The 22287-nt window shown below is 68.6% G+C and carries 25 protein-coding genes; 13 read left to right on the forward strand and 12 right to left on the reverse strand.

Annotated features, from left to right (window positions below; translation table 11 throughout):
- Positions 1 to 11 precede the first annotated feature (11 nt).
- Both J2X37_RS16145 and J2X37_RS16150 read right to left on the reverse strand, forming a co-directional pair.
- The gene (locus J2X37_RS16145) at positions 12 to 407 is read right to left on the reverse strand and encodes a hypothetical protein (RefSeq protein WP_310023268.1); all 396 of its coding nucleotides are present in this window, start codon (positions 405 to 407) and stop codon (positions 12 to 14) included.
- Positions 397 to 606 (reverse strand): hypothetical protein, encoded by a 210-nt coding sequence (locus J2X37_RS16150; protein WP_310023270.1) that lies wholly within the window; start codon positions 604 to 606, stop codon positions 397 to 399. The genes J2X37_RS16145 and J2X37_RS16150 overlap by 11 nt, the downstream gene beginning before the upstream one ends.
- Before the next feature lie 114 nt (positions 607 to 720).
- Between J2X37_RS16150 and J2X37_RS16155 the strand changes: the two genes are divergently transcribed.
- Positions 721 to 1392, forward strand: a complete 672-nt coding sequence (locus tag J2X37_RS16155; protein WP_310023272.1) for a S24 family peptidase — start codon at positions 721 to 723, stop codon at positions 1390 to 1392.
- A gap of 6 nt (positions 1393 to 1398) precedes the next feature.
- Here the strand turns inward: J2X37_RS16155 and J2X37_RS16160 are convergent, their stop codons facing one another.
- Positions 1399 to 1854: a GNAT family N-acetyltransferase gene (locus tag J2X37_RS16160; protein ID WP_310023273.1), complete on the reverse strand. Its 456-nt coding sequence runs from the start codon at positions 1852 to 1854 to the stop codon at positions 1399 to 1401.
- A gap of 92 nt (positions 1855 to 1946) precedes the next feature.
- On the opposite strand from J2X37_RS16160, the gene J2X37_RS16165 reads away from it, so the two are divergent.
- The 7 genes from J2X37_RS16165 to J2X37_RS16195 all read left to right on the forward strand — a co-directional run bounded on the left by J2X37_RS16165 (position 1947) and on the right by J2X37_RS16195 (position 6475).
- Complete coding sequence (locus J2X37_RS16165) at positions 1947 to 2636, forward strand: MBL fold metallo-hydrolase (protein ID WP_310023275.1); 690 nt, start codon at positions 1947 to 1949, stop codon at positions 2634 to 2636.
- 183 nt (positions 2637 to 2819) lie between these two features.
- Positions 2820 to 2999, forward strand: a complete 180-nt coding sequence (gene rpmF / locus J2X37_RS16170; protein ID WP_066558963.1) for a 50S ribosomal protein L32 — start codon at positions 2820 to 2822, stop codon at positions 2997 to 2999.
- Between the two features lie 32 nt (positions 3000 to 3031).
- The gene (gene plsX, locus J2X37_RS16175) at positions 3032 to 4078 is read left to right on the forward strand and encodes a phosphate acyltransferase PlsX (protein ID WP_310023280.1); all 1047 of its coding nucleotides are present in this window, start codon (positions 3032 to 3034) and stop codon (positions 4076 to 4078) included.
- Positions 4075 to 5064 (forward strand): beta-ketoacyl-ACP synthase III, encoded by a 990-nt coding sequence (locus J2X37_RS16180; protein WP_310023282.1) that lies wholly within the window; start codon positions 4075 to 4077, stop codon positions 5062 to 5064. Before plsX ends, J2X37_RS16180 begins: the two co-directional genes overlap by 4 nt.
- Before the next feature lie 157 nt (positions 5065 to 5221).
- On the forward strand, positions 5222 to 5518 hold the full coding sequence (locus J2X37_RS16185) for an integration host factor subunit alpha (RefSeq protein WP_310023284.1): 297 nt from the start codon (positions 5222 to 5224) through the stop codon (positions 5516 to 5518).
- Between the two features lie 22 nt (positions 5519 to 5540).
- Positions 5541 to 6011 (forward strand): MerR family transcriptional regulator, encoded by a 471-nt coding sequence (locus tag J2X37_RS16190; RefSeq protein ID WP_310023286.1) that lies wholly within the window; start codon positions 5541 to 5543, stop codon positions 6009 to 6011.
- On the forward strand, positions 6008 to 6475 hold the full coding sequence (locus tag J2X37_RS16195) for a GNAT family N-acetyltransferase (protein ID WP_310023289.1): 468 nt from the start codon (positions 6008 to 6010) through the stop codon (positions 6473 to 6475). Before J2X37_RS16190 ends, J2X37_RS16195 begins: the two co-directional genes overlap by 4 nt.
- A 3-nt stretch (positions 6476 to 6478) precedes the next feature.
- Here J2X37_RS16195 and J2X37_RS16200 read toward each other — a convergent pair whose 3' ends face one another.
- The 6 genes from J2X37_RS16200 to J2X37_RS16225 form a co-directional block, all read right to left on the reverse strand.
- Positions 6479 to 7030: a histidine phosphatase family protein gene (locus J2X37_RS16200; RefSeq protein WP_310023291.1), complete on the reverse strand. Its 552-nt coding sequence runs from the start codon at positions 7028 to 7030 to the stop codon at positions 6479 to 6481.
- Positions 7027 to 9816: an ATP-dependent DNA helicase gene (locus tag J2X37_RS16205; RefSeq protein ID WP_310023293.1), complete on the reverse strand. Its 2790-nt coding sequence runs from the start codon at positions 9814 to 9816 to the stop codon at positions 7027 to 7029. Before J2X37_RS16205 ends, J2X37_RS16200 begins: the two co-directional genes overlap by 4 nt.
- Positions 9817 to 9890: 74 nt before the next feature.
- Positions 9891 to 10478, reverse strand: a complete 588-nt coding sequence (locus J2X37_RS16210) for a hypothetical protein (RefSeq protein ID WP_310023295.1) — start codon at positions 10476 to 10478, stop codon at positions 9891 to 9893.
- A 73-nt stretch (positions 10479 to 10551) separates the two neighbouring features.
- Positions 10552 to 11094, reverse strand: a complete 543-nt coding sequence (locus tag J2X37_RS16215) for a thermonuclease family protein (protein WP_310023297.1) — start codon at positions 11092 to 11094, stop codon at positions 10552 to 10554.
- A gap of 92 nt (positions 11095 to 11186) precedes the next feature.
- Positions 11187 to 11558: a response regulator gene (locus J2X37_RS16220; protein ID WP_310023300.1), complete on the reverse strand. Its 372-nt coding sequence runs from the start codon at positions 11556 to 11558 to the stop codon at positions 11187 to 11189.
- A 169-nt stretch (positions 11559 to 11727) separates the two neighbouring features.
- Positions 11728 to 13770: a thioredoxin family protein gene (locus tag J2X37_RS16225; protein ID WP_310023302.1), complete on the reverse strand. Its 2043-nt coding sequence runs from the start codon at positions 13768 to 13770 to the stop codon at positions 11728 to 11730.
- A gap of 164 nt (positions 13771 to 13934) precedes the next feature.
- Between J2X37_RS16225 and J2X37_RS16230 the strand changes: the two genes are divergently transcribed.
- Positions 13935 to 15164 carry a UbiH/UbiF/VisC/COQ6 family ubiquinone biosynthesis hydroxylase gene (locus J2X37_RS16230; RefSeq protein ID WP_310023304.1) on the forward strand — a complete coding sequence of 410 codons (1230 nt, stop codon included), beginning with the start codon at positions 13935 to 13937 and terminating at the stop codon, positions 15162 to 15164.
- 10 nt (positions 15165 to 15174) lie between these two features.
- Here J2X37_RS16230 and J2X37_RS16235 read toward each other — a convergent pair whose 3' ends face one another.
- The 3 genes from J2X37_RS16235 to hemC are packed head-to-tail and all read right to left on the reverse strand — an operon-like array spanning position 15175 to position 17772.
- A complete protein-coding gene (locus J2X37_RS16235) occupies positions 15175 to 16095 on the reverse strand; it encodes a hypothetical protein (RefSeq protein ID WP_310023306.1) in 921 nt (306 codons plus the stop codon).
- A 19-nt stretch (positions 16096 to 16114) separates the two neighbouring features.
- Positions 16115 to 16795: a uroporphyrinogen-III synthase gene (locus tag J2X37_RS16240; RefSeq protein WP_310023308.1), complete on the reverse strand. Its 681-nt coding sequence runs from the start codon at positions 16793 to 16795 to the stop codon at positions 16115 to 16117.
- A complete protein-coding gene (gene hemC / locus J2X37_RS16245; protein ID WP_310023310.1) occupies positions 16792 to 17772 on the reverse strand; it encodes a hydroxymethylbilane synthase in 981 nt (326 codons plus the stop codon). Before hemC ends, J2X37_RS16240 begins: the two co-directional genes overlap by 4 nt.
- A gap of 43 nt (positions 17773 to 17815) precedes the next feature.
- Here hemC and tsaD point away from each other — a divergent pair, with 43 nt between their 5' ends.
- From tsaD to J2X37_RS16265, 4 genes are all read left to right on the forward strand, one after another.
- On the forward strand, positions 17816 to 18907 hold the full coding sequence (tsaD, locus tag J2X37_RS16250; RefSeq protein WP_310023313.1) for a tRNA (adenosine(37)-N6)-threonylcarbamoyltransferase complex transferase subunit TsaD: 1092 nt from the start codon (positions 17816 to 17818) through the stop codon (positions 18905 to 18907).
- Positions 18904 to 19944, forward strand: coding sequence for an NAD(P)H-dependent glycerol-3-phosphate dehydrogenase (locus J2X37_RS16255; RefSeq protein WP_310023315.1), 1041 nt, complete (start codon positions 18904 to 18906; stop codon positions 19942 to 19944). The genes tsaD and J2X37_RS16255 overlap by 4 nt, the downstream gene beginning before the upstream one ends.
- Before the next feature lie 71 nt (positions 19945 to 20015).
- Positions 20016 to 21521 carry a lipopolysaccharide biosynthesis protein gene (locus tag J2X37_RS16260; protein WP_310023366.1) on the forward strand — a complete coding sequence of 502 codons (1506 nt, stop codon included), beginning with the start codon at positions 20016 to 20018 and terminating at the stop codon, positions 21519 to 21521.
- A 12-nt stretch (positions 21522 to 21533) separates the two neighbouring features.
- Complete coding sequence (locus tag J2X37_RS16265) at positions 21534 to 22286, forward strand: OmpA family protein (RefSeq protein ID WP_310023317.1); 753 nt, start codon at positions 21534 to 21536, stop codon at positions 22284 to 22286.
- Position 22287 lies beyond the last annotated feature (1 nt).

The following is a 22287-nucleotide window of genomic DNA, read 5'->3' on the forward strand; positions in this document are numbered from 1 at the left end:
CGGCACGGGCCTCAGTGATCGTCGAGCAGCAGGAGCTCGAGCTCGACCCGCAGCACCGGTTCGGGCAGGAGCGCGTGGTCCGCGCCAAGGACCTGCGCATCGGCGACGAGCTGGCCCGGGATGGCGAATTCGTGGTCGGGCAGGAGCGCGATCAGGCGGTCGCCTGCCTCCACCGCGGCGATGCCGGAAAAGCAGATCGAGATCGTGTGGCGCGTGCCGCAGAAGGTGATGCTGGCCCAGGGGATTTCGCGGTGGATGACGACCTGCCCGTGGCCTTCCGCAAGGGCCTTGAGCGAATGTTCGAGCCTGTCGCCGACGGTGGGGCGGGCGGCACGGCGGGCGGGCCGATCGCCATGTGCATCGCGCTTGGCAGCGGCGTCGGGGGTGGCGGCGAAATCAGCGAACATCGAGCGACTCCTGAGGACTTGTGAAACGAGGAAAGTAGTTGTTCATGAAATGTTCTACTCGGATCACCGTGCGGCGACGGGGTTCGCGGCCATTGCGCAAGTCGAGCACGAGGCGCGGATCGCGCACGGCTAGGCGACCGAACTTAGTGGCCGGCATGCCCGTCCGGCGCAGGAATTTCTCGATGTCCCTCAGCAGCAAAGCGACCCTCCTGTTGATGAATCACCCGCAGGGGCGATTCGCTGTAGGAATAATCCTTAGCTGCCGCGCGAAATCCTACTTGTCTAGGAAAAATACATTATGTAGGAATGCGGAATGGTTAACGATCCTGCACGCGTGAAACTGGTCGAGCTTGCCGAGCGGCGGAGCGTGTCGCTCTCCGCCCTGTCCAAGCTAATAGGACGAAATACGACGTATTTGCAGCAATTTATCAGGAAAGGCAGCCCGCGAAAGCTGGAGGAGAACGACCGGCGCACGCTGGCCCGATTCTTCGGGGTGGCCGAATCGGAACTGGGCGGTCAGGAAATCGAGGATAAATCCTATGCACAGTCAAAGGGCGGGCTGGCGAAGGGCTGGATCGACGTGCCGCGTCTGGCCCTCGGCGCGTCGGCGGGGCCGGGCGCGCTTGCCGACGACGATGCGCCGGTGGGCCATCTGCGCTTTTCCGAAGGCTGGCTGCGCGAGCTTGGCCTGCAGCCGGGCGCACTGGCCGCGCTTTCGGTGGCTGGCGATTCGATGGACCCGACGCTTGCCGACGGGGACGAGATCCTGGTCGCCCGCGCCGACGTGCAGTTCGGCGGACGGCTGCGTGACGGCATCCACGTCATCCGGCGCGACGGCACCCTGCTGGTCAAGCGACTTCTGTTCGAGAGGGAAGGGCGGGTATCGGTCATTTCCGACAACAAGGCCTACCCCTCGGAGGCCGACGTCTCGCTCGTAGAGGTCGAGGTGCTGGGCCGCGTCGTCTGGAAGGGCGGCCGGATCTAGTGCGGGCTAGATGGTCATCTTGAACCCGGCGTGCGTCGCCACGAAGCCGAGCCTTTCGTAGAAGCGATGCGCATCGGGCCGGCCAAGGTCGCTCGTCAGCTGCACCAGATGGCAGCCGCGTGCCCGGCACAGCGCTATCGCATGGTGCATCATCGCCGCGCCGATCCCACCGCCCCGCGCCGCCTGCGCAACCCGCACCGATTCGATCAGCCCGCGCAGGTTGCCGCGCCGCGCGATGCCGGGAATGAAGGTGAGCTGGAAGGTCCCGACAACCGATCCGCTGCTTTCCGCCAGGATGATGCGGTTGTTCGGGTCTGCTTCTATCTGCAGCAGCGCGCGTTCGTGGTCCTCTCGCGTCGTCAGCACCGGGTCGCGGGCGGCGCCGAACGCGTCCTCGTCCATCAGGCGTTCCAGCGCGGGGATGTCGGCAAGCTTGGCGTCGCGAAAGGTCAGGTCGGGCATGGTAATGGCCTACCATCGCGCAGCGCCGGGCCGCAATCGTGGGCCATGGCGCTCGCTTGCAATCTGACCCCGCGCCCGCCACATCCGCGGACATGACCGATCAGACCTCGCCCCAGACTGCGCCGGCCGAACCACCGATGCGCGCCGCCATCGTCCCCGTGACCCCCCTGCAGCAGAACTGCTCTCTGATCTGGTGCACCAAAACAATGAAGGCCGCCGTCGTCGATCCGGGCGGCGACCTGCCCCGCATCAAGGACGCGATCGCCCGCGCCGGCGTGACGCTGGAAAAGATCCTCGTCACCCACGGCCACCTCGATCACTGCGGCAACGCGGGCGTGCTGGCGAAGGACATGGGCGTGCCGATCGAGGGGCCGGAAGAGGAAGACCGGTTCTGGATCGCAAGGCTGGACGACGACGGGCCACGCTGGGGGATGGAGGCGCACAGCTTCGAACCCGACCGCTGGCTGCACCACGGCGACACGGTGCGCGTGGGCGACCTCGAACTCGACGTCATCCATTGCCCCGGCCACACCCCCGGACATGTCGTGTTCCACCACGCGCCCAGCCAGTTCGCAATCGTCGGCGACGTCCTGTTCAAGGGCTCGATCGGTCGCACCGATTTCCCGCGCGGCGATCATCAGACGCTGATCGATTCGATCACCGGCCGGCTCTGGCCACTGGGCGACGAGACCACCTTCATTCCCGGGCACGGCCCGATCAGCACGTTCGGTGCCGAGCGGCAGAGCAATCCCTTCGTCGCGGACATGGCGTTGAAGCAATAAGGCGCTGCGGGATGCGGCATGGAATCCGGGTTGCAACCCGCGCCAAAACCGCTATAGCGCGCGCCTTCGCCGCACCCTTGTGCCATCGGATCGCGGGCGGGCCTGTCATCAGGCTTGTCCCGGGCATCCTGCTGGATTAGGGCGGCACGCAAGATCGTCGTTATTGATTGAACAGGTGCCGAAATGGCTGTCCCCAAGAGAAAAGTTTCGCCGTCCCGTCGCGGTATGCGTCGTGCTCATGATGCGCTGAAGGTCGAGGCGTTCCACGAATGCCCGAACTGTGGCGAATTGAAGCGCCCGCACAACCTTTGTGACGCCTGCGGCCACTACAACGGGCGCGAGATCGTTTCCGTCGGGCTCTGACAGCCCGCCAGACACTTGCTAGGACGTAGACCATGACCTTGCCGCGTATCGCCTTGGACGCGATGGGCGGCGATCATGGCGTCCGTGTCATGATCGAGGGCGCCGCGCTGGCGCGCCGTCGCCATGACCGGTTCAAGTTCCTCCTCGTCGGCGACGAGGAGCGAATCAAGAACGCGCTCGACAATCACCCGAACCTGCGCGGCGCGTCGGAGATCCTCCACGCGCCCGAGGCCGTTTCCGGCGACGAGAAGCCGACCCAGGCGCTGCGTCGTGCCCGCAAGACCAGCATGGGCCTAGCGATCGACGCGGTGAAGAAGGGCAATGCCGGGGCGGCGGTGTCCGCCGGCAACACCGGCGCGCTGATGGCGATGGCTAAGCTGTCGCTTCGCACGATGCCCGGGATCGACCGTCCCGCGCTGGCCGCACTGCTGCCCACGCTCGGCGAGACCGACATGGTCATGCTCGACCTTGGCGCCAACACCGATTGCGACGCGCGCAACCTGGTGCAGTTCGCGATCATGGGGGCGGCCTATTCGCGCATCGCCACCGGCCTTGCCGAACCGCGCGTGCGGCTGCTCAACATCGGGACCGAAGAGATCAAGGGCACCGATTCGCTGCGCGACGCGGCGGACAAGCTGCGCAAGGCGGACGAGCGGCTGGCCCTGACGTTCGGCGGCTTCATCGAGGCGGACAAGATCAATCGCGGCGACGTCGACGTCGTCGTGACCGACGGGTTTTCCGGCAACATCGCGCTGAAGGCGGTGGAAGGTGCGGCCCGGTTCGTGACCGACCTGCTGCGCAACGCCTTCCAGTCTTCGCTGCGGTCGAAAGTGGGCTTCCTCGTCAGTCGCCCGGCGACCGAACTGCTGAAGCACCATCTCGACCCCAACAACCACAACGGCGCCGTCTTCCTCGGCCTCAACGGCATCGTGGTCAAAAGCCATGGCAGTGCCAATGCCAAGGGCGTCGCCAACGCCGTCGCCGTGACCGCACGGCTGCTGGAGGAAGACCTGATCGACCGCATTTCCGCCGACCTCGCGCGCGGCACCGAAACGCCTGCGGCAGGGCGGGCGAAGTGAGCGGCACGGTTCGTCGCTCCGTCGTCACCGGTACGGGTTCGGCCCTGCCGAAGCGGCTCGTCACCAACGCCGATCTCGCCAGGGAGATCGACACCACCGACGAATGGATCGTCGAACGGACCGGTATCCGCCAGCGCTACATCGCCGGGGAGGGCGAGACCACGGCGACGCTGGCGACCGACGCATCGCGTAAGGCGATCGAGGCGGCGGGCCTGACCGCCGACCAGATCGACGTGATCGTGCTGGCGACCGCAACGCCGGACCAGACTTTCCCGTCCACCGCGAGCAAGGTGCAGGAAGCGCTGGGCTGCAAGAATGCCTACGCCTTCGACGTCGCCGCCGTCTGCTCGGGTTTTCTCTACGCGCTGGGCACCGCCGACGCGCTGCTCCATCGCGGGATGGGCAAGCGTGCGCTGGTGATCGGGGCGGAGACCTTCAGCCGCATTCTCGACTGGGAGGATCGCACGACGTGCGTCCTGTTCGGCGACGGCGCGGGGGCGATCGTGCTCGAATCCCGCGAGTTTCCCGAGGCGGATGCTGCGACCGTCCCCGGCATCATCGCGACCCGGCTGCATACCGACGGTGAACACAACGAACTGCTCTACGTCGACGGCGGACCGTCGACAACGCAGACGGTCGGCAAGCTCCGCATGAGGGGCCGCGAGGTCTTTCGCCACGCCGTCGTCAACCTTGCCGGCGTGCTCGAGGAAGTGCTGGCCGAAACCGGCCACGCCCCGGCGGAGATCGACTGGGTCGTGCCGCACCAGGCCAATGCCCGGATCCTGGACGCCACGGCAAAGAAGCTCGGCCTGTCGCCCGACCGAATGGTCAAGACCGTTGAATTGCACGCCAATACCTCGGCCGCCTCGGTGCCGCTGGCTTTCGATCTGGCGGTTCGCGACAGACGAATCCAGCCCGGCCATCTCGTCATGCTGGAAGCGATGGGCGGCGGTTTCACTTGGGGTGCCAGCCTGCTACGCATGTGAATCCGGTACGCGGATTGCTGCAAACTGGTTTCAAAGTTGATCAAGTATCGACAGCGAGGGGATTTTTTGCGTCATTGGGATTGGCGTGAAGCCATCGCTGTGTGATAAGCTAACGTCAGAGGTCGCACTCCTGGGGGCAATCGGGGAATTGCAAATCATGCGCTCTGTCGGAACACTGACCCGCGCCGACCTCGCGGACACCGTCCATCACAAGGTGGGGCTTAGCCGCGCCGACTCGCTCAGCATGGTCGAATCGATCCTGCGCCTGATGTGCGAGGCGATGGCGGATGGCGAAAACGTGAAGATCTCGGGCTTCGGGACTTTCCTGTTGCGCGACAAGGGGGAACGCATCGGCCGCAATCCCAAGACCGGGGTGGAAGTGCCGATCACGCCGCGCCGCGTGCTGACCTTCCGCGCCAGCCAGATGCTGAAGGACCGCGTCAGCGGTTCGTAAACGGATTCCCGGCCGCGACTCCATGCAGGAAACCCTGTTCGAAGACGGCAAGGATCCGCAGGCCTTTCGCACGATCGGTGAAGTGTCCGCCGCGCTGGACATAAAGCCGCACGTCCTGCGCTACTGGGAGGAGCAGTTTCCGATGCTCCGCCCGGTCAAGCGCAGCGGCGGTCGGCGCTATTACCGGCCTGCCGATGTCGAACTGCTGCAGACGATCGACCGCCTGCTGAACCGTGACGGTTACACCATCCGCGGCGCGGTAAAGGCGATCGAGACAGGTGCCGGCAGGGCCGCTCCGGTGGTGGCCGGACAGGTCCCGACCGGGCCGCCGCCGCAGATCGTCGCCCGCATTCGCGATGCGGTTCGCACGCTGGAGCAGAGCACCGCCGACACGCCGGCTCCGCCCGCGGCCGAGGGGCGCGGCACCGACGATGCGTTGAAGGCCCGCTTGCGACAGATCCGCGCGCAACTGGCGAATGCCCTCGATCCTTGACCGCTCCGCCCGATGCAATCCTGCTGCAGCGGCGACTGAGCGGTCCGTTGCCCGCGTGCGTCCTGCCGGACGATCTTGCCTTTGGCAGCTTCGACCCGCTGCGCGATCCGCCGGCGGTCCACGTCCTGCTGCGCCGGGCCTATGCTTCGGGCGGCGGCGAGGTTGCCGACTTCGATACCTGGTGGCCCGGTCTGCTCAGCGACCCCGAATTCGATCCGGGCCTCGTTTTCTTGGTCAGCGACGGCGCAGAGCTTGCCGGCGTGGCGCAGTGCTGGACCAGCGGCTTCATCAAGGACCTGGCGGTGCGGGCCGATCTGCGCGGTCAGGGAATCGGCACGGCCCTGCTGGCCCGATGTTTCTCCGCCTTCGTCGCACGAGGGCTGGAAACGGTTTCGCTCAAGGTTCGTGGCGACAATCCGGCGGCCGAGCGGCTCTATCGCCGGATCGGGATGATCGACGCCTAGCCGTCAGCCGGCGATTTCGGGCCCCAGCGTCGAATCGAGATCGCGCGGGCGGGTCAGGCAGACGAGGCGCGCTTGGGCACCGCCGATGTCGGCCCAGGAATCGATGTCGAACTCGAGGACCGCAAACGCGCCCGTCGGATACTTCTGCGCCACGATGTCGCGCAGCGGCGAGCCGCCCTTGGCCGGCACATGGTCGAGCACCACATCTTCCAGCCCCGGATTGTGCGCCACCAGCAGCAGGCTGTCGGCATCGCCGCCCAGTTCGGCGATCACGTCGTCGATCGAATCGGACGTTGCGAGATAGAGCCGGCGGTCCTCTGCCCGGTCGACCGGCGCGGCCTTGCCCATGGCATCGAGCGCGATGTTCAGCGTTTCCTGCACGCGGCGCGCCGGGCTGGCCAGAACACGGTCGAACGGCGCGACTTTCGTGCCGATGAAGCGGCCGATCGCCTCTGCCGCGCGGCGGCCCTTGGCGCTCAGCTCCCGGTCGAAGTCATAGCCGGTCGACGGCTCTTCTTCCGACTTCGCGTGCCGCAGGAGTCCCAGCCGTTTCAAACCTGTTTTCCTTCGCTGATCGGGTCCGCACTCGCACAGGATCCGCTACGGATCAACATCTCTAAGGCTTCGTCAAGTGTCGTGCGAACCACCGGCGTGCCGGGCGGAAAAGCCGAGAGCAGCCGCGACGGGAAGGCCGGGGACAGGACGACGAAAGCTCCCGAATCCTGACGTGTGCGGATCAGGCGTCCGAAGGCCTGCGCCAAACGTGCCCGGACGATGGCATCGTCGTGCGCCTGCCGCTCGGCCCGGTCGCCGCCGGTCGCCGCGCGGCGCGCGCGATGCAGGATGGAAGGCTTGGGCCAGGGCACCTGCTCCATCACCACCAGCCGCAGCGAATCGCCGGGTACGTCGACACCGTCGCGCAACGCGTCGGTGCCGAGCAGGCTGGCGTGCGGATCGTCGCGGAAGATATCGACCAGTGTGCCGGTATCAATCGGATCGACATGCTGCGCATAGAGCGGCAAGCCGCTGCGGGCGAGGCGGTCGGCGATGCGGGCATGGACCGCGCGCAGTCGCCTTATCGCGGTGAACAGGCCGAGGACGCCGCCCTGGGAGGCTTCGATCAACCGGCCATAGGCTGCGGCGAGCCCGGCGATGTCGCCCTTCTTCACGTCCGTGACGATGATCACCTGCGCCTGCCGCGCATAATCGAACGGGCTTTCGGCCTCGACCGTGCGGGGCACTAGACCGAGCGCTTCGGCGCCCGAGCGCTGCACCGCGCGGGTCCAGTCCGGTCCCTCCGGGGTTCGGTCGCAGAGCGTCGCGCTGGTCTGCAGCACGCCGTGCGCGGGTTCGAGGACCGTGGCGGCAAAGGGTTTCATCGGATCGAGCCAGCGGCGGTGGAGGGCAACGTCGAACTCGCGTCCTTCGCCGCGTTCGACCGCGAGCCAGTCGACGAAATCGGCATCGGCCGGACCGCCCAGCCGCGCGAGCAGCGCTTCCCACGCGCCGAGCACGTCGATCCGCCAGGCCAGCGAGTGACGCGCCCCCTCGACGCGCTGTCGGCCCTGCTGATCGAGCCAGTCGGGCGGTTCGGCGAGGATCGCCTCGAGCCGTCCGCCCAGCCGGATCAGCGGCTGGCGCAGCCGGGCGAGGGCATCGCGCGCTTCTGCCGCCGCCTCGATCAGCGGGCCGTCGAGGTCGACGGCTTCGGTTTCCAGCCCATAACCCGCCTCGCTGCCCGCCTCGTCGCGGGCGTACGTCAGCCGGCGCACGCTGGCGAGCAGGGTTTCGAGCGGGCCCCAGGGTTCGCCCTCGGCGATGCGCTGGAGCCAGCCGTCGCTCGGCAGGTCGCCCGCCGCCTCACGCGCGGCGGCGATGGCGCGCTCGCCCTGCTCGTCGTAGCTGGCGATGTCGGCCAGCCTTGCGGCGAGGCCCCGGCGCCGGCCCTTGGACTTGCCCTCGGGCCCGATCACCCAGCGCCGCATCTCGATCGCCTCTGTCCCCGACAGGGCCACGGCGAATGTCGAATCGGCGGCATCGAACAGGTGGTGGCCTTCGTCGAAGACGATCCGGGACGGCCCCTGCCGTTCGGCATCGAAGCCACCCGACCGCGCGGCGTGGACCATGACGAGCGCATGGTTGGCGATGACCAGATCGGCCTGCGCCGATTGCCGCGCCGCGCGTTCAATGAAGCACTTTCGGTAATGCGGGCAGGCGGCATAGACGCACTCACCACGCCGGTCGGTCAGCGCGGCCAGCCCGCGCTTGCGGAACAGCGTCGGCAGCCAGCCCGGCAGGTCGCCGCCGACCATGTCGCCATCCTCGCTGTACGCGGCCCAGCGGGCGACCAGTTGCGCGAAGATCGCCGCACGGTTCTGGAACCCGCCTTGCAACGCGTCTTCGAGGTTCAGCAGGCAGAGGTAGTTCTCGCGCCCCTTGCGCACGACAACGGCCGGGCTCTTGCGATCGGGCGGTCCGCCGTCGGGTTCGTCCCTGTCTGGCCACGCGCGGCGGCTTTCGCGGCGGAGCTGGCGCTGGAGTGCCTTGGTGTAGGTCGACACCCAGACGGTGCCCTCTGCTACCTGTGCCCAGAGCGAGGCGGGGGCAAGATAGCCCAGCGTCTTGCCCACGCCCGTCCCGGCCTGGGCCAGCACCATGTTGGGCCGACCCTTTTCCGGGCGGGCGGCGAACGTCCTTGCCGCCGCGCGGGCGTAATCGCGCTGCCCTTCGCGGCGTTCGGCGTCCTGTCCCGTCAGGCGGTCGAGCTGGGCGGTGACCGCATCGGGGTCCAGTTCGACGTGTCGCGGCTGGGGGCGGGGCGGCTGCTCCTCCCATTCGGGCAGCCGGGAAAAGAGCCAGCGCTCGGCCCGCTCGGGGCGACGCACGTGCGGGGCGAGCATGCTGCTCCACGGCCATTTCAGCCGGACGAGCGATTGCAGCGCGCTCCACGCGCCCTCCCGCTCGGCCCAGGAATCGCCTTCGCAATCCTCGAACAGACGCGCGGTTGCACGGGCGAGCAGCAGCGGCACCTCGCTCTCGTGCGCGGGCACCGGCAGGTCGAGCGCTTGCGCCAGCCCCTTGGGCGTCGGCACCATGAATCGGGCGGGATGGACGAAGGCGAACAGTTCGAGCAGGTCCAGCCCGGACAGTTCCGGATAGCCGAGCCGACTGGCGACAAGCGGTGCATTCAGCATCAAGAGCGGCGTGTCGGCCGCCGCCATGATCGCCTCTCCGCGCGAGAGGGCGCGCACGTTGCCATCCCCGTCGCTCAGCCAGCATCCTGAGTGGCTGGCATGAAGCGCGGGGAGGGGAACGGGGTCGGGAAGGGCGCTGCTCGCCATAGTCCCTAGATAGGGGTTGAGCTGCGCCAAGGAAACGGCGGGGCCACGCTATTCCCCCGCGGCGGTTCGCGCTTTCAGGCGGCGTGGTGGCGCTGCCGCGGATGGCAGCCGCACGAGGAGGTGTCGAGGGTCAGCAGCGCGGTGATCTGCGCGTCGATCTCTTCGCCGAAATCGGTTTCCAGCGCGCGCCGCACGAGCATTGCGACGATCGACGGTGCGTCGTGGCCGATGTTGTGGGGGCTGTGGACGAAACCGGACACGTGCATCCACTGGTGCATCAGAAGCGCGGCCATGTTCACTCGGTCGCCCGATTCGATGCATTTGTCGAGAAACCAGCGCGCCATGCGGATCGGCGGCGTTCCAAGTCGGGTTTCGCCGATGCCCTCCATGTCGACGATCTCGACCGAGAGGTCGAGAGTGTGGTCGCCGGTCGAACCGCATTCGCGGCCCATGACGATGCGGTCCCAGATCTCCTCGCCGGACATCTCCCGCGTTTCGGCAAGGCCGCTCCACCCGGTGTATCCATAAAGCGCATTGCGGACTGACGCGCCGAACCCCGAACCGGACACCGCCGTGCGCAGCAGCAGCATGCTGTCCTTCAGGAAACGCTCCTCGGCCTCGGAAGCACCGGTGATGGCACGGAGTTGGACATCTACGCTCATGCGCATTGCAACGGCGCGTGAGGGGGAGGGTTCCTGACCAAGGGTCTGTCGGCGCGGATACGGGCGCCTTTGGTCAGCACCAGTTGCGGCGAAAACCCTGCCAGGGTTCGGCCAATCCTTCGGCGACGAGGATGTCGCCCAGCGAGCGTCCTCCGCGCGTGATCCGCCGCAGGCTGCGACCGTAGCGATCGGTGAGTTCCGGCCCGGTCTGGAGCGAGAACGGGCCCATGTTTAGCAGTTTGGTCATGCGCGCCGTCGCCGCCTCGCCCAAGGCGAGTTCGCGCTCGCATTGCGGGGTGGATGTCTCGGGCGTGTTGATGTCCAGTACGCGGATCTTCTCGCCCGCGAACCAGATCGTGTCGCCATCGACGACGCAGGCGTCGTGGGCCCTTTCGTCGCATCGGCCGAAGCGGGCCTCCAGCCGGTCTTCCGGGCCCGCGACCGGAAGGGACGATGCGGCGGTGTAATCCGGACGGGGGGCGAAGAGGTCGATGTCGCCAAACCGAAGGGTCAGCCCGAATGCGATCATGGCGAGCGAGGCCGTGAGAACCGTGAACCCGGTCCACCCGCCATTGCGCCAGGCCGTGCGAAACGTCGATTTGCGAAGTGCGCCCATGATCGGGCACTGTCAGGTACCGCCGGTCGCTGTCAAAGCGCCGCGCCGACCATCCAACACCTTTTATGGCAAGCGGTTAGGCCGTGCCTTTATCAGCCGCCCTGGATCACCGAACGCACCGCGCTTTCGAGGCGGCCGGCAGAGCATGGCTTGGTGCAGACGACGGCGTTGGGATATTCGGCCATGAGCTGATCCGGATCGGCATGTCCCGAATGGAAGACGATGGGCACGTCCATTTCGCGAAGCCGCGCCGCTACGGGGTAGACATCGCCGTCGGACAGCTGGACATCAAGGATGGCGACATCGGGCCGCGCGGCTTCTATGGCACCGAGCGCCTTGGTGTTGCTGGGATGCGGACCGTTGACCTTGTATCCTGCAGCCTCAAGCTGGTCAGCGATGTCGAACGCGATGATCATCTCGTCCTCTACCAGCAATACCACCGGGCTTGTCGCTGCCGCGTTCATCGCTTGTTGGTAACCCCAGTCCGCCATTCGTTCCGTCAATCCACCTTTGCCGGGCCGTGCCTTCAGATGCCCGTTGCGGACGACCGCTGGTGTTTGGCATCGCCCCCGATGGAGCCGTAACCGTGCAGGAAGGCCTCGGTTCCTGAAAATAAGACCTGATATATAACATTTATTGTATCAGCGCGGCCGTCCGCTCCGTCAGCATTCCGACGGTCAGCACCTGCGGCAGAATTTCCGCTTCCTTCCCAGGAGCATACCATGCGTAGAGCGGGACACCCGCCGCGCCGTGCTCCTCGAGGTAGCGGGTGATTGCCGGATCGCGCCGCGTCCAGTCGCCGCGGATCACGACGACTCCGGCTTTCTCGAACGCGACCTTCGTGTCGGCACGCTCGATCGCGGCGGCTTCGTTGACCTTGCAGGTGACGCACCAGTCCGCCGTGAAGTAGGCGAAGACCGGCTTGCCGCTCGCCCGTGCCTCGGCCAGCGCGCGGGCGGAATAGGGAACCGCGTCGAGCGCGGCTTCGCTGGTGGGTGCGGCAGGCTCCATTGCCGCGCTGGTGCCGCCCGCGACGATCGCGATCGCGACGGCGGCCAGCACCGGCCATCCGGCGCCATGGCCCCGCCGCTGCCGCCGCCCGGCAAGGACGAGCAGCAGGATCACGATGAGCGTCGCCAGCAGCGCCAGACCGAGCAGCGGCATGCCGCCGACGCGCCAGGTGAGCCATGCCAGCGCCAGCGCCGTCAGCCCCATCGGCACCGCCATCGCGTGCCGGAAACGGACCATCCACGCCCCCGGTTTCGGCAGCGCGCGGCGCAGCGCCGGAACGAAGCCGACGAGGAGGAAGGGAAAGGCAAGGCCGAGCCCGAGGGCGGCAAAGAGCAGCATCGCATGCGCCACCGGCAACAGCAGCGCCGCGCCCATCGCTGCGGCCATGAACGGACCGGTGCATGGCGTTGCGACGAAGGCCGCGAGCAGCCCGGTCAGGAATGCGCCGCCGCGTTCCGAGCCGGAGATGCCCGGCAGGACCATTTCGTAGAGCCCGGCAAGGTTGGCGGTGATCGCCGCGGCGAGCACCAGCAGCAGCACGACCGTCGCCGGCTCCTGCAACTGGAAGGCCCAGCCCACTTCCTCGCCCGCCGCGCGCAGGCCGAGAAGCAAGGCGCCGAGCGCCAGCACCGCCACCATCACGCCGCCGGTATAGGCGACCGCTTCGTGATGGGCGCCTTCGCGGTTGGCCTTGGCCAGCGCCAGCGCCTTCAGCGACAGGATTGGAAAGACGCAGGGCATGACGTTGAGGATGAGCCCGCCGACAAAGGCCGCGAGCACCAGCCAGGCCAGATTGCCGCCAAGGTCCGGGCTTCCCGCCAGCGGTGTCCCGCCGGTCGGTACCTCGCCCGGTTCGAGCGTGACGGCAAGGCCGTTGCCCTGCGGATCGAGCCGCAGCACCGCATCGAACGGCGCATCGGCGGCCGCGTCCGGATCGGCCTTGGTCTCGACGATCAGCCAGTCGCCGTCGCGCGCGAAGTCCTGCGGTGCGGCATATTGCACCACGTCGTCCCTGGCCGCGAAGAAGTGCGGTTCCGCGACGCTGGCGGCCGCGGCCACCGGGATCGCCACGCGCAGCCGGTCTCCGGCGATTGCATAGCGTCCCTTGGCATCGAGCGGAGCGGGAAGGGCCGAGCGCCATTTCGCGAACCGCTCGCTTTCCGCTTGTGCGATGCCCGGCTGGGCGATGGTCACCGTCGTGTCGAACGTGCCGCGTTCGGGAACGCAGATCTGGTCGGTGCAGGCCAGCCAGTTGGCGGCCAGCCTGATCGGCACCTCGCTCCCCGGCTTCGCGTCGGTGGGAACCGTCAGCGGCACGAGGATCGCGTAAGGTCCTTCGTAGACATGGTTCATCAAGGTGCCGATGATGAGCGCCTCCGGCACCGGGTATTCCGGCGTTCCGGCCCGGTAACCGGCAGGCAGGGTCCAGTCGAAGCTCATCCCGAAACCGGCATCGCCCGGGTTCAGCCAGTATCCGTGCCAGGTTTTGGCCGGATCCATCGCGATCGCCAGCGTCACCGTGCCGCCGGGCGCAACCGGCCCTTCGGCTTCCATCCGCGCGGCGATGTTGTTCGCCGCCGCGGGCAGCGCCAGCAGGGCAAAGGCCAGCGCCGCGACAAGCGCGAGGAACCGGCGATGGATTGTCGATCGGGAAAGAGCGGTCATCGTATCCTGTGCGCGGATAGGGCGGTGCAGTCAGGGCAGGGCTTGCCTTGCCGGGGCACCGCCGCCATCTGTCGGCTGGAGTTCGCACAGTGTTTAGGGATGGCCGCCGCGGCTGTCCAGCAAGCCGCAGATGGAGACGACCGATGGCCGAGGGAGGCACCAGGATGACGACCGGGCAGGAGCCCGACCGCCGCGACGTGGTGATCCTGGGCGGCGGCCTCGTCGGCATGACGTTGGCTTTGGCGCTCGCCAAGGCGGGCATTTCCAGCCACGTTCTCGACGCCGCCGACCCCGCCGCGCAGACCGCGCAGGGCTTCGACGGACGCGCTTCGGCCATTTCGACCGCAAGCTGGAACATGTTCACCAACATCGGTCTCGCCGATGCGCTGGAGCCGTTCGGCTGCGCCATCGCGTCGATCGCGGTGTCGGATCAGTTGAAGCCGGGCGAACTGCATTTCCGGCCCGAGCCGGAAGAGGGCTCGCTGGGCCGGATGTTCGCCAACCGGCAGCTTCGCATCGCCCTGTTCGATGCCGCGCGCGAAGAACCGCTGATCGCCTTTCACCCGAACAGCCGCGTCGTCGCGCGCGAGCGGACGGCCTTCGGCGTGACCGTTACCCGCGACGACGGCGCACGTTTTGCCGGCAGCCTGCTGGTCGCCGCCGAGGGGCGCCGTTCGCCCACGCGCGAGGAGGCGGGGCTGACCGTCGCCAAGTGGGATTACCGCCACCGCGCGCTGATCTGCGGGCTGACCCACGAAAGGCCGCACGGCAACGTCGCCTGGGAAATCTTCTATCCGGCAGGGCCGTTTGCGCTTCTGCCGATGCTCGACGACGACCAGGGCCGCCACCGCACCGCGCTGGTCTGGACCGTTGCCGAAAAGGACGCGGACGCCTGGCTCAGGTTGCCGGCCCGCGCCTTCGAGGCGGAGGCGCAGAAGAAGATGGGCGACGTGCTCGGCAAGATTGCCCTCGACGGGCCGCGCTCCTCCTTCCCGCTCGGCTTTCACCATGCGCCGACGATCGTGGCCGAGCGGCTGGCGCTGGTCGGCGATGCGGCGCACGGCATCCATCCCATCGCCGGGCAGGGCCTCAACCTCGGCCTGCGCGATGTTGCTGCGCTGGCCGACGTTCTGGCCGAGGGGATGCGGCTGGGGCTGGAGCCGGGCGATGCGCAACTTCTCAAACGCTACCAGGACTGGCGCGCCCTCGACGACTTCTCGGTGGCGCTGGCGACCGATTCGCTGACCTGGATCTTCGGCGTGCCGGGCAAGGCCGCGAGCGCGGTGCGGCGCGCGGGGATGAGCGCGATCGACCGCATCCCTTCGCTGAAACGCTGGTTCATGGACGAGGCGCGCGGCGTTTCGGGAACGCTCCCGGCGCTGCTCCTCGACTGAGCTGCGCCGGTCAGGTCGCTTCGGCGGCTTCCGGCTCCACCGCCGGGGCGGCGGGGCTGCGCTGGCGCACCGGTTGCCCTTCGCCGTCGATCAACTGCCGCGGTTCGAGCAGGGCGGCGGTTTCGACGAGGTCGAGCGCGTCGTGCACCGCGACATAGCGGCGGGCATCGGCGACCCACGGGCGCACTTCCTGGCTGTTCGGCAGCCGTTCGACCAGCGCGGCGGCTGCCTCGACCCGCCCGTCGTCAAGCAGCGCCTGCGCGCGTTCGAGCCGGATCTCGGGCTGCGGCGACGGTGAGCCGGCGCTCCGCAGGACAAACAGGCGCGAGACTTCGGACCTGAACCGTTCCCAGCCCGAAAGCGTCTCCGGCTCGTTCACCGCCGTGGTGGACAGGCGTTCGAGCCCGGTTCTCAGGTTGTCGAGCGTGACCGGGTTGCGCGACGAATTGATGATCGTGCGGACCGCGTTGGGCTGCGCGTTGCCGAAGCGCAGTTGCAACTGGTTTTCGAGATAGCCGAGCGGTGCGCCGCGCTCGATCAGGCGGCGGGCGGCAAAGGCGACGAGCAATCCTTCGGCCCGCGCGGCGTGGCCCGATGCGGCCTCTGCCTGCATGTCGAGCCGGTTCATCCGCCGTTCCAGTTCGCCCATCCGGCTGTCGATGGTTCCGGGAGAGGTGGTCGACAAGGCCGCGGCGCTCGAAGCTTCGGCGGCGACCAGTTCGGCATCGGCGATGGCCGCGGCCTGCTCCTGCGCCGGTTCGGGTGCGGTGGCGGCGGGAGAGAGCCAGCCGCTGTTCCAGGCGAACCAGGTCGCCAGCCCGGCGCCCAGCGTGAAGGCGACCAGCACCGACACGGCCAGCGTGCGAAACGAGTTGCTGCGACGCGGCGGTAGGGAGGCGTCGGTTGAGGTCGCGGTGGGGGGTTCTTCCATGGTACTTTTCGTGATCCCGTCAGCGGGCTGCTTGGCACATTTGTTCGGCCAAGGCCAGCAGGGCACAGTCCTGCGGCTGGCCGGCGATGGTGATGGCCGCCCAGCCGGTTCCGGCAGCCTCGGCGATACGCGGGGCGAGGCAGGCGACACGGATGGCCGAGCGCGCGATGGCGAGGCGATCGATTTCCGCCGCGAAATGGGTGGCAGCTTCGCCCGAGTGGAGCAGGACCAGCGCGCCCTTGTGCAGGAGATCGGCCAGCGCCGGATCGATCGGCCGGGCAGCGACCCGGTAGCAGGTCACCGTTTCGATCCGCACTCCTGGCGGGGGATCGAGCGGCACCCGCGCTTCGCCCGACAGGCGCAGCAGGTTCCGATAGCCGCCCGCCAGCGGCAGCACCGATTGCAGCCCGCCGCTGCCCATCCCCACCACCGTAAAGCCTGCCGCACGCGCGGCTTGCGCCGTCGTCTCGCCAACACAGAACGCGGGAAGATGGCGCAGACTCTCAAGCTCAGGCCCGGCGAGGCGCAGGACGTTGGCGCTGCCCAGCAGGATGGCGTCGAAGCGCGTGTGGGGACGCGCCCACTCGACCGGTTCGGTCGCGAAAAGCGGATGCGCGGCAATGTCGAGGCCCATCGCGATACCCAGCGCGACGGTGGCGCCGCAACCCGGTTCCGGACGGATCGCGATGATGCGAATCAAACGGACGCGCCGCTGAAATGGGCGGCGACCGCCTCCGGCGCATCGGCCAGGAGGTCGGCGGCCAGCCGGGCCGGTCCGTCGCTGTCGGCCCGGAAGCTCGCCTCGCCTTCGACACGGACGAGCCCGTCGGGGCTGTAAAGCCGTACGGTCATGGTGAGCTCGCTTTCGCCCCGCGTCCACACCGCGATCGGGCTGTGGCAATTGCCGCCCAGCGCCAGCAGCAGCGCCCGTTCGGCCATCACCTGCGCGCGGGTCGGCGCATGGTCGATGGCGGCAAGGGCTTCCCGCGTTGCGGCATCGTCGGTCCGGCACTCGATGCCGATGGCGCCCTGAGCCGGCGCGGGTAGCCAATCCGGCGCGTCGAGCGGCGTGCCGACGCCGCTTTCGCCCAGCCGCTCCAGCCCCGCTGCGGCGAGCAGCGTGACGTCGGCTTCGCCCGCCTGCAGCTTGGCGAGGCGCGTTGCGACGTTGCCGCGAAAGCCGACCACGGTAAGATCCGGTCGCATGTTGAGCATCTGCGCGGCGCGGCGCGGCGCGCTGGTGCCGACGCGGGCGCCGGGCGGGATCGCGGCGATCGTGCGCGCGCCGACCAGAACGTCGCGCACATCCGCACGCGGCAGCAGCGCGGCGATGGTCAGCCAATCGGGCCGAACCGTCTCCACGTCCTTCATCGAATGGACCGCAAAGTCGATGCGGTTTTCATGGAGCCAGCCGTCGAGCTCCTTCGTCCACAGCGCCTTGCCGCCGATTTCGGCCAATGGGCGGTCGAGCACCTTGTCGCCGCTGGCGAGGACCGGCACGATCTCGATGCTGGCCTCGTCCCAGCCGTGCGCGGTGCAAAGGCGGTCGCGCGCCTCGTGCGCCTGCGCCATGGCGAGCGGCGATTGCCGCGTGCCGAGGCGTAGCGGCTTGACCGGGCGGGGCGGCTTTGCCGGGCTGGGCGATACGCCATCGGACTTCGGTGCAAGGTCTGCCATCGCTGCTTGTGCTAGCGCCGCAAAGCGTTCAGGGAAAGCCGCCATGGCGACCCCTGCACCATCGTCTACTCCGAACCCCGCCCCCTTGCGCCCGGTCGTGCTCGGCATCGAGTCCAGTTGCGACGAAAGCGCGGTGGCGCTCGTGGCGGCGGATCGCACGATTATCGCCCAGTCCATCGCCTCGCAGGACGAAGCGCATCGCCCCTATGGCGGGGTCGTGCCCGAGATCGCGGCCCGCGCGCACGTCGAGGTGCTGGGTCCGATGGTCGCGCGGGTTCTGGCCGATGCGGGCATGACGCTGGCCGATGTCGATGCCATCGCCGCGACCGCCGGGCCGGGCCTGATCGGCGGGGTCATGGTCGGCCTCGTCACCGCCAAGGCGCTGGCGCTGGCAGGGGACAGGCCGCTGATCGCCATCAATCACCTCGAAGGCCACGCGCTCAGCCCGCGGCTGGCCGATGCCGCGCTCGCGTTTCCATACCTGCTTCTGCTGGCGAGCGGCGGGCACTGCCAGATTCTCGAAGTGCGCGGGGTCGGCAACTATCGCCGGATCGCCACCACCATCGACGACGCCTTGGGAGAGGCTTTCGACAAGACCGCCAAGATCCTGGGCCTCGGCTATCCGGGCGGCCCCGCGGTCGAGCGGCTGGCGCTTGAGGCTGATGCCGGGGCCGTGCCGCTGCCGCGCCCGCTGAAGGGATCGGAGGAGCCGCATTTCTCCTTCGCCGGGCTGAAGAGCGCGGTGCTGCGCGCGCACGAGAGCGGCCTGTATCGACCTGCCGACATCGCCGCCAGCTTCCAGCAGGCCGCGCTCGACTGCGTGCTCGACCGGGCGGCACGCTCGCTCGACCTCGCCGGGCCGGTCGCATCGCTGGTCGTGGCGGGCGGGGTAGCGGCCAATCGCGCGCTGCGCGGCGCGCTCGAACGCTTCGCGCAGGACAACGGGCTGGATTTCGTGGCGCCGCCGCTGGCGCTGTGCACCGACAATGCGGCGATGATCGCATGGGCGGGGCAGGAGCGACTGGCCGCCGGGCTGGTGGCGGGGGAGGGCGATCCGCTCGACTTCGCGGCGCGCCCGCGCTGGCCGCTCGACCCCGATGCGCAGCCGGCACGAGGGGCAGGGGTGAAGGCATGAACGGGCAAGGTTCGGATAGGCTCGGCGCAGCGAAAGTCGGCGTCATCGGCGCGGGTGCCTGGGGCACGGCGCTGGCGCAGATGCTGGCCAGCGACGGGCGCGAGGTGCTGCTCTGGGCGCTGGAGGACGAAGTCGTCGCCGCGATCAACGGCGAACATCGCAACCCGCTCTATCTACCCAGCGCGCACCTTTCGGAACAGGTGCGGGCAAGCGGCGACATTTCCGATTTCGCTGGGTTCGACGTCCTGCTGGCGGTCACCCCGGCGCAGCACCTTGGCCGGGTGATGGCAGGGCTGCCGGGCTTTGCCGGCGATCTCGTGCTCTGCTGCAAGGGGATCGAGGCGGGCAGCGGCAGGCTGATGGCCGATGTCGCGCGCGAGGCCGTGCCGGGAGCGAGCCCCGCGGTCCTGTCCGGCCCGACGTTCGCGCACGAGGTCGCCGCCGGCCTGCCGACGGCGGTCACCCTGGCGTGCGAGGGCGGCGAGGCGCAGTGGCGGCGGCTTTCGGCGGCGATCGCGCGGCCGACGTTCCGGCCCTACTATTCCAGCGATGTCGTCGGCGCAGAAATCGGCGGATCGGTCAAAAACGTCCTCGCCATCGCCTGCGGCGTGGTCGACGGAATGGAGCTGGGCCAGAACGCCCGCGCCGCGCTGATCGCACGGGGCTATGCCGAAATGCTCCGCTTCGGCCATGCCAAGGGGGCGCAGGGCGAAACGCTGGCGGGCCTGTGCGGGCTGGGCGATCTCGTCCTGACCTGTTCCTCGACCAGCAGCCGCAACTTCTCGCTCGGCAAGGCGCTCGGGCAAGGGCAGGACCCAACCGCGCTGATGGCCAATCGCCGCACCGTTGCCGAAGGCGCGCATACCGCCCCGGTCCTGCAGGCGCTGGCCCGCGACATGGGCATCGAGATGCCGATCACCGACGCGGTCTGCGCGCTGCTGTCCGGCACGGTCGGCGCGCGCCGCATGGTCGAAAGCCTGCTGGCGCGCCCGCTGCGCACCGAGGGCCAGGACGACAAGCCGGAGCGGCCAAGGTGAGCGAACCCGGCAGGCCCGCGTCCGGCAACGGCGCGCGGGACGGTGCGAAGGCGACCGAGCCGGGTGCCGACATGGCGGCGCTGGCCAAGGGTGGTCGGACGAACTTTCTCGGCTTCCTGATGCGCCTTGCCGCGCGGCTGCCCTTCCTGTTCATCGCGGGCCGGCTTTACGGCGCCGACCAGCTGGGCCGGTTCGCATCCGCGCTCATCGTGATCGAGATCTGCGGGCAACTCGCGACACTGGGCCTCAAGCGCGGGCTGGCCAAGGAACTGGGCGAAGAAATACGCGCCGATTCGCATGTCGTCGCCGACGGCCTGCTGCTTTCGCTGCTGACCAGCGCGATCTTTGCCGGGCTTCTCTTCGCCTTTCCCGATCCGATGTTCCCGAACGGGCGCAACTCCGATCTCGACCTCTGGCTGCCGCTGGCGATCCTGATGCTCGGCATGACCGAGGTCATGCTCGCCGCGCTTGCCTATCGCTACAACATCGCCGCCACAGTGCGCAGCCGTTCGGTGGTGGAGCCGTGGACGATCTCGATCATGGCGGGGGTGTTCTGGCTGATCCCCGCCACCCGCGATGGCGGGCTCGCGCTGGCCTACCTCGTATCGGTCTTCGCCGCGGCCCTGACGGCGCTGGTGCCGATGCTGCGCGATTACGGCGTGCCGCACGGCTGGCGTCCGGAAATCGTCCCGCTGGCCCGCATTGCGCGCGACAATTTCCCCCTCGCCATGGCGGACGCGATCGAGTGGGGGACACGCCGGCTCGACATCGCGATCCTCGGCATCTTCGTCAGCCCGGCGACGGTCGGCATCTACTACATCGCGCAGCAGGTCGCCTCCCTGCCGCAGAAGCTGAAGACCAGTTTCGAGCCGATCCTCGGCCCGGTAATCGTGCGCAAGCTCAAGGAGCGGGACTATGCCGCCATCGCGCGGCAGGTCTGCCAGGCGGGCTTCTGGATCGTCGCCGCGCAGGCGGGCATCGGCCTTGCCCTCGGCATTCCGGGCGAGGGGGTCATGGGCCTCGTCGGGCCGCAATTCGTCTATGGCACGGGCGCGCTGGCGTTTCTCCTGCTGGCCGAAGTGGTTGCGGCCACCGCGGTCGTTTCGGAAGCGGCGCTGATCTACCTCGCACGGCTCAGGAACCTCGCCATCTCCGCCGCGACGATCCTCCTCCAGGCCGGGCTGACCGTGGCGATCATTGCGGGATTGCGCGCAATGGGGTTCAACGAACTGTTCCAGGCCGCAGGGGCGGCCATCGCACTGACCCTTGCGCTGGGCTTCGCATCTCTTGCCAAGTCGCGCATCCTGGCGGGCATTCTGGGCCATCCGATCAACAACTTCCGCTGGCCGCTGGTCTGGGCCGTCGCGCCGGCGGTGGCGATGGGGTTCGGCTTTACCTACCTGCCGGAATGGCTGGAGCTTTCGCTCGGCATACCGGCGATCCTCGCGACTTACGGCTATGTCATCTGGAAGCGCGGTTTCGGGCCGGAAGACCGGATCCTGTTCAAGAGCGCGAAGAGCAGCGAGGCGAGTGCTGCCGATGCCGATGCGCTTTCGCCCGGGGCGCAGGGGCGCTAACAGGGACCGGTCATGGCCTTGTCGTTTCCCCTGTCCGCCCGCATCGCGCTGGGTGCGGTGCTTGTGGCGCTGGCCGCACTGCTGGCCGACCGGATGATCGGCGCGGCGCTGGTCGAGCGGCTGGAACGCGATGCCCGCGCCGTGATCGCGGCCGAAGGCGGCGACGGGATCACCGCGCGGTTCCGCACCGGCAACGGCTGGGCCACGCGCCATCCCACGCTTTCGGGCGGCGAGAACCTCGACGACGACACCCGCGCCCGCGTCGCGCGCGGCATCGCGGCCCTGCCGCTGGTGGGCGGGGTCCACTGGGCCAGGTTGCGGCATCGCGCGGCGGCGACTTCGGCGGCGGTGGAGACGGGCCCCTTTCATTGCGAACGCGATGTCGAGGCGCTGCTCTCCGTGCGCGTCATCCGCTTTGCCGAGGGCAGTGCCGAGATCGACCCGGCAAGCGGCGTCCTGCTCGACGAGGTCGCCGCCGCCCTGAAACCGTGCAGCGGCAGCATCGTCGCCATCGCGGGCCATTCCGACGCGGTCGGCGATGCGGCGGTCAACCTGAAGCTGTCGGGCGAGCGGGCCGCCGCGGTGCGCGAGGCGCTGATCGCGCGCGGACTGCCCCGCGATTCGATGCGGGCGCGCGGTTACGGTTCGGCGCGCCCGGTGGAGGGGCTCGACCCGAACGACCCGGCCAATCGCCGCATCGAGTTTTCGGTCCTGTCCATCGCGCCGCCGGTGCCGACCCCGGTCGACACCCCGAACGCGGGATAGG

Origin of the sequence: Croceicoccus sp. BE223 (assembly GCF_031457155.1) — a bacterium.
Classification (GTDB): Bacteria; Pseudomonadota; Alphaproteobacteria; order Sphingomonadales; family Sphingomonadaceae; genus Croceicoccus.